This window comes from Rickettsia australis str. Phillips, assembly GCF_000273745.1.
Taxonomy (GTDB): domain Bacteria; phylum Pseudomonadota; class Alphaproteobacteria; order Rickettsiales; family Rickettsiaceae; genus Rickettsia; species Rickettsia australis.
Window position 1 is genome coordinate 1 of sequence record NZ_AKVZ01000025.1, and the last position, 12463, is coordinate 12463.

Here is a 12463-nt window from a genome sequence, read left to right on the forward strand (position 1 = left end):
CATTAAATAAAGATTAATATGTTTACTAATTCACAAGAAATTTATATACTGTAGAAGAATTAGGAAGTAAATTCCAAACAGCAATGAATGAAGATAATGTAGAAGATTTAAAAAAATTAATGTTTGAAATGACCAATGTTATCGATATACCAAGTATACATCCTATCCTAACTTCAATATAATATTAGATGAAAGATGAAAAAAGTCTTATAAAATCGCTAAACTTGATCCTATCATCGCCCTAGTTTTTCTTACTAAGATATGTTTACCCTCAGAACAACCGCACTCCTCTATTATATACAAAGCTTTAACGATTGTATCCAATCTTAAGAAATAACAGGGGTTTACACTTTATTATTACTCCGCTTAACGGGTAATAACATTAAAGATGATAATAAATACCTTTATGAAGGAATAAAAACAGGAAATATAAAAATAGTAGATAATCTTTTACGCTACATGAATTTAGATCAAGAAGCATTTAATATATGCTATGGATCAAGGTGGAGCAATTAAAGATTGTATATGTCAAAAAGATACAAAAACTCTACCATAGTGAATTTTCTAAGAATTATCTTACCGGCGAAACACAAGTAGATATTATAGGGGATTCAGAAAGTCATTCGGAATCAATATAGTTACATTGATACTAAAGTCATTATTGCGAGGAAATTACGCATTAATTGACGAAGCAATCCAGTCAAATGCATAGCATTTTTATTATTTTTACTGGATTGCCACGCTCCTTTGAGTCGCTCGCAATGACGGAGCGATATCCACGCTGGCACGGGCGCTTCACAATGATGTTTTTTGCAACGCTTATAAATCTAATTTTAACCCTGCCCTAAGAATAGCTGAAGATTTCAAAGGCATACCTTCTAGAAACCCCGCTGTTTTGTACCCGCCTGAGCCAACTATCTTAAATGTTTCATTTAAGCTAAACTCAAAATTAACTGCCCCAAATCCACCTTGTTTACAGCTCTCTTTTAAAGGAGTAGCGGTTAACATTTTAGGCTGATTCCAAAATGCCGCTTCTAAACCTAAACCGCCAAAATCGAACTCGATTAATTTATTTGCTTTAACTCCAACACTGTAAGACTTAAATTTCTGATTTTTGCCATAATTAATATTAACTTGAATATATTTATTATCAACAACAAAATGGTTAACTAAACCACGCTCTAAACCGTATGGAGCAAGTATCGCTCTAGTCGCAGGTAAATATTTCACTTCTCCTAACTCAAACATTGGAATATTATTAAGATCTTGATTCATTATAAATGAATATCCTGAATAGAATAAAAACGGATCAAATAAATCTAAATAAGCATATGAACGAATTTTATTTTTAGTAATATAATTTTTACCGTATATGGAGTTAATCGCTTTCACATATGCATTTATATCATTACCATCTTTATCTTTACCGTCAAACTTAGTACTAAAAATATAACTTGCCTGATCTAGTCTTGTCCATAAATAACCTATACCGTAAGTAGGGTTAATTTTGTTACTTGTCATATATCTATCTTTAATATTTTCAGATAACAAATAGCTTGTTTGAATCCCACCTGTATGCATAGCAATTTGCTTATGAACTTGCAAAGAATTAAGATCTTCAACTTTAAAATATGTTGTACCCTCAAAAGGATCTACTTCATATTTTGTTACTTTTAAATTAAATTCTCTTGCTCTTGCTCCATGACCTCCTATTTCATGATTACCTACCATAATCCAAGATGTAGCAGTAAATCTTGTAATATAACTTAAGATATTCATAGCTATATTATCTGAATCGGCAAATATAGCATCATCTAATTGACGGTAACCTTCAATCAATGACATAGCAGCATCGCTACTCGCTCTTGAGGACATATCTTTATCATAAGTAAATATATAGCTATAATTTTTTTTAGAATTTTCTTGAATTGCTATATCGTCATCAATATTTGATGTAGTTGCTAATACTGTTGATGAATACAAAAAACAAGCCGCAATAGTTAAATTTAATTTATTTAATTTCATAGTATTATTAATTTTTATTATTAATTCATAAGTAATTACGATATATAATATTTTAAATTTGTAAAGTATTTTTTTAACATACCAAACTTGTGTATGTCCTTGACTTCTTTTGAAAATCTTCCTAATTTCTTAAATAATAGATATTAAATAATTTAAAATTTATGAATAAAATCTATCCTTCGGCTGAAGCTGCTCTTGAAGGACTTCTTTATGACGGCATGACTATCATGTCAGGCGGATTCGGTCTATGTGGTATTCCTGAAAATCTAATAAATGCACTTCTTAAAAGCAAGATTCAAAATTTAACTATTATAAGCAATAATTGCGGTGTTGATAATTTCGGACTTGGGCTTCTTCTTCAAACTAAACAAATAAAAAAAATGATTTCTTCCTATGTCGGAGAAAATAAGATTTTTGAGCAACAATATCTTGATAAAGTACTTGAGCTTGAATTAAACCCCCAAGGAACTTTAGCTGAACGAATTAGAGCAGCGTGCATGGGAATTCCGGCTTTTTATACTAAAACAGGTATAGGTACAATAGTTGAAGAAGGTAAAGAAACAAAGGAGTTTAACGGCGAAAAATATATAATGGAAACAGCACTTCAAGCTGACCTTGCTATTATTAAAGGCTTTAAAGCCGATAAAAGCGGTAACGTAATTTACAATAAAACTGCAAGAAACTTTAATGCAGTCATGGCAGGAGCAGCCAAAATCACAATTTGCGAAGTAGAAGAAATAGTCGATGTAGGAGAGCTAGAACCTGATAATATTCATACACCTAGTATTTTCATACAGCGATTAATAGTAGGTGAGAAATATGAAAAACGTATTGAACAATTAACTGTTAGAGAACAATAAATATGCCTTGGACTAAAGAACAAATGTGCAAAATAACCGCAGAAGAGCTTAAAGACGGGTCATATGTCAACGTTGGTATAGGTATCCCTACTCTTGTTACAAACTATATACCTAAAGGAATGAATGTAATATTTCAAAGCGAGAACGGTATGCTTGGTATGGGACCATTTCCTTACGCAGGAGAAGAAGATCCTGATTTAATTAATGCCGGTAAGCAAACTATCACGGCTCTACCTGAAAGTAGCTATTTTGATAGTGCCTTTTCATTTGGGATGATTAGAGGTTCGCATGTCGATTTAACTATTTTAGGTGCTATGCAAGTCTCACAAAAAGGCGATCTTGCCAACTGGACTATTCCAGGTAAAGTGGTTAAAGGTATGGGAGGAGCTATGGATTTAGTCGCTAACACCAAAAGAGTAGTTATTATAATGGAACATAACGCAAAAGACGGCGGTGCTAAATTATTAAAAGAATGCAGTTTTCCATTAACAGGCAAAAAAGTAGTTAACAGAATCATTACCGATCTTGGAATTTTTGATATTGATAAAGATGAAATGGTATTAGTTAGAAAGGCTGACGATGTTACTATTGAGGAACTAAAGTCTAAAACTGAAGCCGAGTTTATTGTAGGCTTATAGGAGAGGTGTGGTTAGTATGAACCGGTTCATGTCATTCCCGCGTAGACAAGAATCCAGTACTTTAAAGCTTGTTAAAAGCTCGATTTAATCTCGCTTTATGATAGATTCCGCCTATGCGGGAATGACATAGGAATCCTGCGGGTAACACCATTAAAAGCAAAATGAATTGTAATATTTATATAGAGAATAAAATGGTTAAAGTAGCTATCGTATATTATAGTGGATATGTCATACTGCAAAAGTAGCTAAAGAACTAAATACAAGAGCGTAAAAGAAGCAGGAGCAAATGTTTCTATTATACAAATAAATAAGGACAAACCTGATAATATCGATTGGGATTTATTAGACAATGCAGATACTATTATTTTTGGAGTCCCAACCTATATGGGTAGTTTAACCGGATCATTTAAAATATTTATGGAAGCTACCTCAACTAGATGGACACAACAAAAATGGAAAGATAAAATAGCTGCAGCTTTTACTAATTCTACTTCTTATTCAGGCGATAAGTTATGCAGTATTCAACAGCTATTTCACTTCACTAGTCAGCATTGTATGATTTGGGTTGGATAAGCTGAAAGCTCACCAAATTTTACCGATCATGAGATGCCTGATCCTGATAAAATTAACCGCCTTGCCAGCTGGTCAGGACTTATGACTCAATCTAACCATAAATTTTCCCCTAATATTGCTCCTAGCCAAGGCAATCTAAAAACTGCTAATTTATTTGGTAAAATAATAGTTGAAGTAACTAAGAAGTTTAAAAGGTAGACCCCGAATCGTCATTATGCGGAAATTGTATAGCAATTGACGAAGCAATCCAGTAAAAAATTCTTATTTACAAAATTTTTCATTATTTTCTGGATTGCTACGGCTCCTCGCAATGACGGCTTAGGTATCCCCACACAACAAAGCATACTTAAAGATTAACTTTTAACAAATGATGGTTTTTGTGCACTCCTATTACTGAGAATCTTTTGAGCATACGTAGTCCTTGTAGCCTCTCGTTCTCCTCGAGTTTTTAGAGCCTTTGGTTTATTGCTATTAACACTAATATCACTCCAGTTACCACTATCGCTTTCACTTCCACTACTGCTACTACTATCACTCATCTCCATAGCAACTCTGCGTGCTAAAATTGATGCAACACCATTAGGTTTATTAACATTCTGAGCAGGCTTACTATGAGAATGTGCAACCGGTTTTCCTGTATTAGGATCAAATTCAACTTTTCTTAGTTTGTGTTCACCTCTTATAGACTGCAGCAATAAATCTCTAGAATCTTGTATCTTAACATCCATTTTTTCAACTTTTCTTAGATTTTTTGGTCCTGCTATTTCTTTTATTAAATCAGAAGTATCTATAGAAGGACGTGGTTGATTTTCCGGTTTTTTAACCGTAGTAACTCCTACAGGCTTAGATAATGCCTCAGTCTGAGCCGGAGCCATAGGCGGTGGTGGCGGAGGCGGAATGTTATTTTTCGATAAAGGTGGTGGTGGCGGCGGGGGTGATGGAATGTTATTTTTCGATAAAGGTGGTGGCGGCGGGGGTGATGGAATATTATTTTGTGATAAAGGAGGAGGCGGTGTTATATTATTTTCCAAAGGTTTAGCTATGGACAAGGTGGTTAAGATTGGCTCCTTTTTTGAAGTCATATGATTTGCAAGATTACTTACTATCTTTTTCAACTCTTCATTACCAGATAACTTTGCAATTATATCATGAATATTTCTTTCCTTATTTTCAATTAATTCCTCAAATTTATGCTTCGTTTTATATAATTGTTCATCAATCTTTCTAATTGTTCTAGTATTACTTTCTTTGTGTTTTGCTAAAACCTTCTCCTTATTATTTACAAAAACATTTTTAACATTTTGCCAAATATTATTTAATTTTTCAAAAAATGTATAAGGTATTTCTTCTCTAATTTCAGCAACCTGTTTTTGTATTGCTTTAAGTTCTTTGATATTAGAATTCTCGTATATTAAATTTTGGATGTTTTGTTTTGTAGCATTTAAAGAATTATATTGTTTCTCTAGTTCTTCAGCCTTAATGAATTGTAAAGGATTTGTTATATGTAGAGCTGAAAATCTTTCAGGTTTGCTCTTATAGCTAAAATATACTTCTGATAATCTTTCTCTTTGCTCTTTAGATAAATCTTTCTTTGTTAAAGCCTTAAAATTTTTTTCGATTTCTTCTTGTAACTCTTGCTTTAACGGTGCAGATTTTTCCGCTATATTATATATCTTATTATCAATACCTTTTAATATTTTGTTATTATATTTTATCGCTTCATTTGTTAACTGTTCTTCACTTTTTACAAAAATATACTTTACTTTAGAAACTATTTTTACAAGTCTTTTAAACCAAGGCAACGATCTATTGTGTTCTTTTTCTAGTTCTTTAGTTTTATTTTGTATTTCGATTAAACCTTGCAACTTCTTATTTTGTGTGCATAATTCATTTACTTGACTTAATATAGCATTTAAAGCATTATTTTCTTGTGCTAATAATTTATTTATATCTATTTCTTTAGCCACGCCATACACCTACTTAAATTGATGTCAACATTATAGTAAATTTCTTGTACAAAAGCAAAGAGAACGTTAATTTATATTATATTTAACGTAATTTTAATGATGATAAGCCTATAAGAGCAAATATAACTGAAATAATCCAAAATCTTATTACAACTTTTGATTCCGCCCAACCGTGTTTTTCAAAATGATGATGGAGCGGCGCCATTTTAAATATTCTTTTTCCTTTAGTAGCTTTAAAATAATATACTTGTAAAATAACAGATGCCGTTTCAATAACAAACAAGCCGCCAACAATAGCTAAAACTATTTCATGCTTAGTAATGACGCTAATAATTCCAAGTACACCACCAAGACTTAAACTACCGGTATCGCCCATAAAAACTTCTGCCGGTTGTGCATTAAACCACAAAAATCCAAGACAGCTACCGACTAATCCCGCACACAATACTGTTAACTCCCCAGTATTAGGTATATAAGTTAACTGCAAGTAATGCGAGTAAATTAGATTTCCTACTAAATAACTTATTAAAGCAAAAGAACCAGCAGTAAAAGCAATAGGAACGGTAGCAAGACCATCAAGCCCATCCGTTAGATTCACGGCATTAGAAGAGCCGACTATAACAAATATAGCAAAAACTATATAAAAATAACCAAGACCCAAATTTAAATTTTTAAAAAACGGTACGTTAAGTAAATGACTTGGATTTTTATCTAGATATTCTAGTAAAACACATATAATTAAGCTAATAATTCCTTGCAGTAAAAGCTTACTTTTGCCTCTGACCCCGTAATGGTTATTTTTAGTTACCTTAGCATAATCATCCATAAATCCTATAATACCGAAGCTAATAAAACCAAATAACGTAATCCAAATATATTTATTAGTTAAATCAGCAAGTAATAAAGTAGAAAGACCACTAGACACAATAATCATAATGCCCCCCATTGTTGGAGTACCTACTTTTGTTTGATGCGATTCAGGTCCGTCTGAACGTATAGGCTGACCGTTTTTTTGAAGCGATCGCAGAAATTTTATTAATATCGGACCCATTATAAAACTAAGGCTTAGAGTTATAATAATAGCAAGACCGCTACGAAAAGTAATATAGTGAAATAAATTAGCTATATGTGAATTATGAATGTGAGGAAGTAAAAGATTGTATAACATTTGTAGATTTAAATTAAAAAGTATATTTAAGGTATATTGTATAGCTAGAAAAACGCACTCGATGTCATCCCGTAGCGTGATCGTGGTATCCAGTTAAAAATACTAAAAAATATCCTAGTGTATTTATTGATAATAATCAACAATCTTATCAAGTTTTATACCTCTTGAACCTTTTATTAAGATAAGCTCATTACCTTTAAATAAATCTGTAATATGTGTAATTAATTCATCAACATTTTTAAAGTATTTTTTAGCTATCTTGGCAGGAAGTAAATCATAAATATATTTAGTATTTATTCCTACTAAATAGATCTTAGAACAACCGACATCTAATATATAAGGCACTAATTCCTCATGTAACCGTTTAGAATTTTCCCCTAGCTCTAGCATATCGCCTATTATAACGGTTTTATTCTCAGCCATTACTTGCTTTAAATATTCTAATGCAGCTTTCATTGATTTGGGACTTGCGTTATAGTAATCACAAATTACACGAGAATTTTGTATATTGATAATTTCCCCTCTTCCTTTAGTAGGATAAATATTTGCTAAGTGATTTGCAGCTATCTCTATATCTTTACCTAATATATCGATAATTAACAGTACACCGGTATAATTTTTGGCAAAATGCCTAGGAATGAACGGTATAGTTATCTCTAAGGATTTATTATTTATCGTATATTTTAAGTGGACTTGCTCTCCTAGGTTCTCATATAAAACTAACTGTGCAGGTGTATTATGCGATACGCCGAAGTTATATACCCTATCAATATAAAGGTTTTTTAATATCGATAATATTTTGCTATAACAATTAGTATCGGCATTAATAACAGCAATATCATTTTTGCTAAAATTTTCAAAAATCTCACATTTAGCTTCAGCTATCTCTTCAAGCGAGTTAAAAAACTCTAAATGAGCTTCCGAAATATTAGTAATCACGGCAATATTTGGTTTTAATATTTGAACTAGTTCCCTTATCTCGCCTTTATGGTTCATACCAAGCTCAAAAATAGCATATTCCATATCATCAGCCATTGATGCAAGATTAATAAGTAACCCCAAATGGTTATTAAAGTTGCCTCTACCTGCGAAAACTAACGAAGCATGTTGTAATAATCCTTTTAATGCTTCTTTAGTGGAAGTTTTACCGACACTACCAGTTATAGCTATAAATTTAGCTTTTGAATTCTCTCGTTTATATAGAGCCATTTTTTGTAGAGCTTCAAAACAATCATCAACTAAGATAATTTTATCTTTATCTATTATCTCTACTTGCTTACTAACAATTACGGCTGCCGCCCCTTTATCTATAGCATCTAGAGCATAATCATGACCGTCTCTATTACCTTTAAGTGCTATAAATAAGTCACCTTTTTTAACATCTTTGGAGTTGAATTGTACCTCATTACAATTGATAGAATTAGAGATTGTTATACCAAGAGCAACACTTAAAGTTTTAGAGTTCCAGATCATATGTTGTTGTTATTTATGTGTTGTTGTATGACTTGTTTATGTCATTCCCGCATGGCATTACCCACGTGGATGCCCAACCCGTCATTGCGAGCGACTGTAAGGAGCGTGGCAATTTCAGGATTTTGGCATGGGATTGCTGCGTCAATGCTTTGCCTTTCCTTGCAATAACGTTAGTTTCCTTACAATTTCAGCATCATCAAAAGGTAATTTCTTATCTCCTATAATTTGGTAATTTTCATGACCTTTGCCGGCAATTAATAAAATATCATCTTGTTTTAAATTATTTATACCATATTTAATAGCCTCTTCTCTATTTGCTATTTCCGTATAATCCACTTTCTCTATACATCTTATGATTTCGGCTCTGATCAGTTTTGGATCTTCATGACGTGGGTTGTCATCGGTAATTATTACGGTATCAGCAAGTTTTGCAGCTATTTGCCCCATAAGACCTCTCTTTGTTTTATCACGATTACCGCCGCAACCAAAAACTACGATTAGCTTACTATCACGTAATTTAATATTTTTCAGCTCTGTTAAAGCTTTTTCAAGAGCATCCGGAGTATGGGAATAATCAACGAAAATATTAGTGTTATCTATCCGTTCCATTCTGCCTTTTACCGATTTAACTTGCGTTAGAATTTCGATTATTTTACTAAAATCAAATCCGATATAATGAATGCTAAGAGCGGCAATTAACAAATTGCTAGCCTGAAAACTACCGATTATAGAGGTATTAAAACTACATTCTCTATTATTAAATGCAAAACTAATATTTTGTCCTTTTAAAGAACCATTCATTTTAGTTATTTGTACATCACCTTCTTTTCCAACAGTGATAAATTTAATATTATGGTTACACAGATAATCTTTAATAAACTCTATTTCTTCTATATCAGAATTTAATATTGCAAGACCGCTTTGTAATAAATGCTCAGTAAATAATTTCAGTTTGGCTAATAAATAATTTTCTTTTGTATAGTGATAGTCTAGATGATCCTGACTAAAGCTAGTAAAACATGCAATATTTACTTTTATTTCCCCAAGTCTTGCTTGATTAATACCATGACTAGAAGCTTCAAAAGCTAAATATTCTATATTGTTTTCAGCTAAATTATGAGCAATTTTTCTAAAGCTTAAATAATCAAGTGTGGTTAATTCCGGCATATCATTTATAAGATTATCGTAGCCAAAAATCTCTACACCTATCGTGCCGATAGATGCGGCTTTTTTTCCAAGTAATGAGTATGTTTGAGCTATATAGGACACTACCGAGCTTTTGCCGTTAGTACCGGTTACGGCTATCAAATGCTTTGGTTTCTTAGGATAAAAGATTTCTATAGCTTCATATAAAGCTGCTTGTACATCTTCTACGTAGATTATTTTATCTATAGTAGCACTTTTTTCATTGTCCGTAATGACTAATGCTGCCGCCTGATTTAAAGCATCATTTATAAAATCATTTCCATCGACATTTTGTCCCTTAATCGCAAAAAAGACATCATTCTCCTTAACGGTTTTAGAATTAATCGACAAACCTTTTACTTTATATTGTTGAAATAATTGTTTTAGGTTATAGGACATGTTTATTATGTTAAAAAAATGTTACCGTCATTGCGGAAAGAATTACGCAGTAATTCGACGCAGCAATCCAGTAAAAAATGCTATAAATTAGCATTTTTTACTGGATTGCCGCGTCGCTTCGCTCTTCGCAATGACGACCTCGGTATCTACGCAGGCAACGCAGAGCTAGGAATGACATCGAGTCTACGCCTCCGATAAATTCCAAAGTAACTGATTTGCCTCAGTAATTATATTTTTATCTACTAATTTCTTAATATATACTAATTTATTATCCGGTTTGATTTTTACCTGATTAGAGTAAGTACTAACGAATTTCAAAATTTTATCGGTCATATCAGCATTTTTATAAAATTTAATCACAAATCCGTTATCTCCTGAATCTAAATTCTCAATGTTTAACTTAAAGCATAATAGCTTTATTTTTACAATATCAAGTAAATTATTAAATTCAATCGGTAGTGAGCCGAATCTATCAATCATCTCATCTTTAAATTTCTCTACTTCTATCTCATTGCTTAAATTACCTATTCTTCTATATAGACCAAGTTTAAGGGCTGAATCGGATATATAATGATCGGGAATAAAGACGGATAATCCTAAATTAATAGTCGGGATAAATAGCTGTTCTGAGACAATAGGTTCATCTTTAAAAATAGCTATTTGTTCTTCCAGCATTTCTTGATAGAGTTCCGTACCTACTTCTTTAATTTGTCCTGATTGTTCTTCACCTATCAAATTACCGAAGCCCCGTAAATCCATATCATGACTTGCAATAGTAAAACCTGAGCCTAAAGCACAACTATTTTGTATTATCTCTAAACGTCTTAAGGAGTGCGATGTCATCTTTTTATGACTTGCTACCGTTAGATAGGCATAGCCCCGTACTTTACCTCTACCTATCCGACCACGCAATTGATATAGCTGGCTAAGCCCCAGCATATCGGCTTTATGTATAATCATGGTATTTGCTTCAGCTATATCAATGCCTGATTCTATAATATTAGTTGAGACTAGTATATCGAATTTACCGGCATAAAACTCGCTCATAACCTCATTAATTTTACTCGGGGTCATTTTTCCGTGAGCTATTTTATAGCTTAATTCCGGCACGATGTGTTTTAATTGTTTTTCGATATCCTCTATATCTTTAATTCTTGGAACTACATAAAAGCTTCTTCCACCTCTAAAATGTTCGCGTAATAATGCATCTCTTATAATAACGGAATCAAACAGCATAACCATCGTCCGAACTTCCAACCTGTTGAGAGGCGGCGTTGCAATAATACTAAGTTCTTTTAAACCGGTCATTGACATTTGCAGCGTTCGAGGAATCGGTGTTGCCGACATTGCAAGTACATGGGCAGAGGATTTTAGTGATTTAAGAAACTCTTTTTGACCAACACCGAAATGCTGTTCTTCATCGATTATTAACAACTTCAAATTAAAAAATTTGATATTTTTATGTAATAAAGAGTGAGTGCCTACTATTATATTTATTTTACCACTTTCAAGTTCCGCTCTTATAATCTTTGCTTCTTTAGAACTCACAACACTAGATAATTGTTTGATATTTAAACCAAAACCCTTGAACCTTTCTATGAACCTTGAAAAATGTTGACTACATAAAATAGTCGTCGGTACAACGACTGCTACTTGAGGTAAATGTTCATTTAGAGATTTTGCTACCATAAAGACGGCACGCATTGCTACCTCTGTTTTACCAAACCCGACATCACCGCATATTAACCTATCCATTAACATACCGTTTCTTAGATCTTCTTTAATATCGTTGATAGCGGTTAACTGATCTTCTGTTTCGCTGAAAGGAAAATTAGCACAAAATTTATCATATTCTTCAAGGTCAAATTCAACGGCAGCACTGCTATTAAGTTTCCTTTTAGCTGCTATTTGTATTAAATGCAGTGCTATCTCTTTTATACGATTTTTAAGTTTCGCCTTACTTCTTTGCCATGAGACGCTGCCAAGCTTATCAAGCTCTGCATTATCATTACCGTATTTCTTTATTACCTCTATATTTTCAACCGGTATATATAATTTATCATTGCCGGCATATAAAATCTTTAAAAAATCATGCAGCTTGCCCTTGATTTCTAAAGCTTCTAGCTTTAGAAACTGCCCTATCCCATGATCTTTGTGAACAACAAATTCGCCTTC

At 32.6% G+C, this 12463-nt stretch carries 10 protein-coding genes; 4 read left to right on the plus strand and 6 right to left on the minus strand.

Annotation, left to right across the window (positions count from 1 at the left end; translation table 11 throughout):
- The first annotated feature begins 488 nt into the window (after positions 1-488).
- Complete coding sequence (locus A452_RS11130) at positions 489-638, plus strand: hypothetical protein (RefSeq protein ID WP_014412542.1); 150 nt, start codon at positions 489-491, stop codon at positions 636-638.
- Between the two features lie 181 nt (positions 639-819).
- On the opposite strand, the gene A452_RS0104320 is transcribed toward A452_RS11130, so the two are convergent.
- Positions 820-2025 carry a hypothetical protein gene (locus tag A452_RS0104320; protein ID WP_014412541.1) on the minus strand — a complete coding sequence of 402 codons (1206 nt, stop codon included), beginning with the start codon at positions 2023-2025 and terminating at the stop codon, positions 820-822.
- Positions 2026-2186: 161 nt separating this feature from the next.
- Between A452_RS0104320 and A452_RS0104325 the strand changes: the two genes are divergently transcribed.
- From A452_RS0104325 to A452_RS12060, 3 genes are all read left to right on the plus strand, one after another.
- The gene (locus A452_RS0104325) at positions 2187-2885 is read left to right on the plus strand and encodes a CoA transferase subunit A (RefSeq protein WP_014412540.1); all 699 of its coding nucleotides are present in this window, start codon (positions 2187-2189) and stop codon (positions 2883-2885) included.
- A gap of 2 nt (positions 2886-2887) precedes the next feature.
- A complete protein-coding gene (locus A452_RS0104330; protein ID WP_014412539.1) occupies positions 2888-3523 on the plus strand; it encodes a CoA transferase subunit B in 636 nt (211 codons plus the stop codon).
- Between the two features lie 384 nt (positions 3524-3907).
- Complete coding sequence (locus A452_RS12060; RefSeq protein WP_017208592.1) at positions 3908-4096, plus strand: hypothetical protein; 189 nt, start codon at positions 3908-3910, stop codon at positions 4094-4096.
- Positions 4097-4449: 353 nt separating this feature from the next.
- Here the strand turns inward: A452_RS12060 and rickA are convergent, their stop codons facing one another.
- From rickA to mfd, 5 genes are all read right to left on the minus strand, one after another.
- On the minus strand, positions 4450-6063 hold the full coding sequence (gene rickA / locus A452_RS0104345; RefSeq protein WP_014412538.1) for an Arp2/3 complex-activating protein RickA: 1614 nt from the start codon (positions 6061-6063) through the stop codon (positions 4450-4452).
- 82 nt (positions 6064-6145) lie between these two features.
- Positions 6146-7231: a phospho-N-acetylmuramoyl-pentapeptide-transferase gene (gene mraY, locus A452_RS0104350; protein ID WP_014412537.1), complete on the minus strand. Its 1086-nt coding sequence runs from the start codon at positions 7229-7231 to the stop codon at positions 6146-6148.
- A 123-nt stretch (positions 7232-7354) separates the two neighbouring features.
- Positions 7355-8704: a UDP-N-acetylmuramoyl-tripeptide--D-alanyl-D-alanine ligase gene (locus A452_RS0104355; RefSeq protein ID WP_014412536.1), complete on the minus strand. Its 1350-nt coding sequence runs from the start codon at positions 8702-8704 to the stop codon at positions 7355-7357.
- Positions 8705-8845: 141 nt separating this feature from the next.
- The gene (locus A452_RS0104360; RefSeq protein ID WP_014412535.1) at positions 8846-10288 is read right to left on the minus strand and encodes a UDP-N-acetylmuramoyl-L-alanyl-D-glutamate--2,6-diaminopimelate ligase; all 1443 of its coding nucleotides are present in this window, start codon (positions 10286-10288) and stop codon (positions 8846-8848) included.
- Between the two features lie 183 nt (positions 10289-10471).
- A partial coding sequence (gene mfd, locus A452_RS0104365; protein ID WP_017208594.1) for a transcription-repair coupling factor occupies positions 10472-12463 on the minus strand: 1992 nt, incomplete at its 5' end.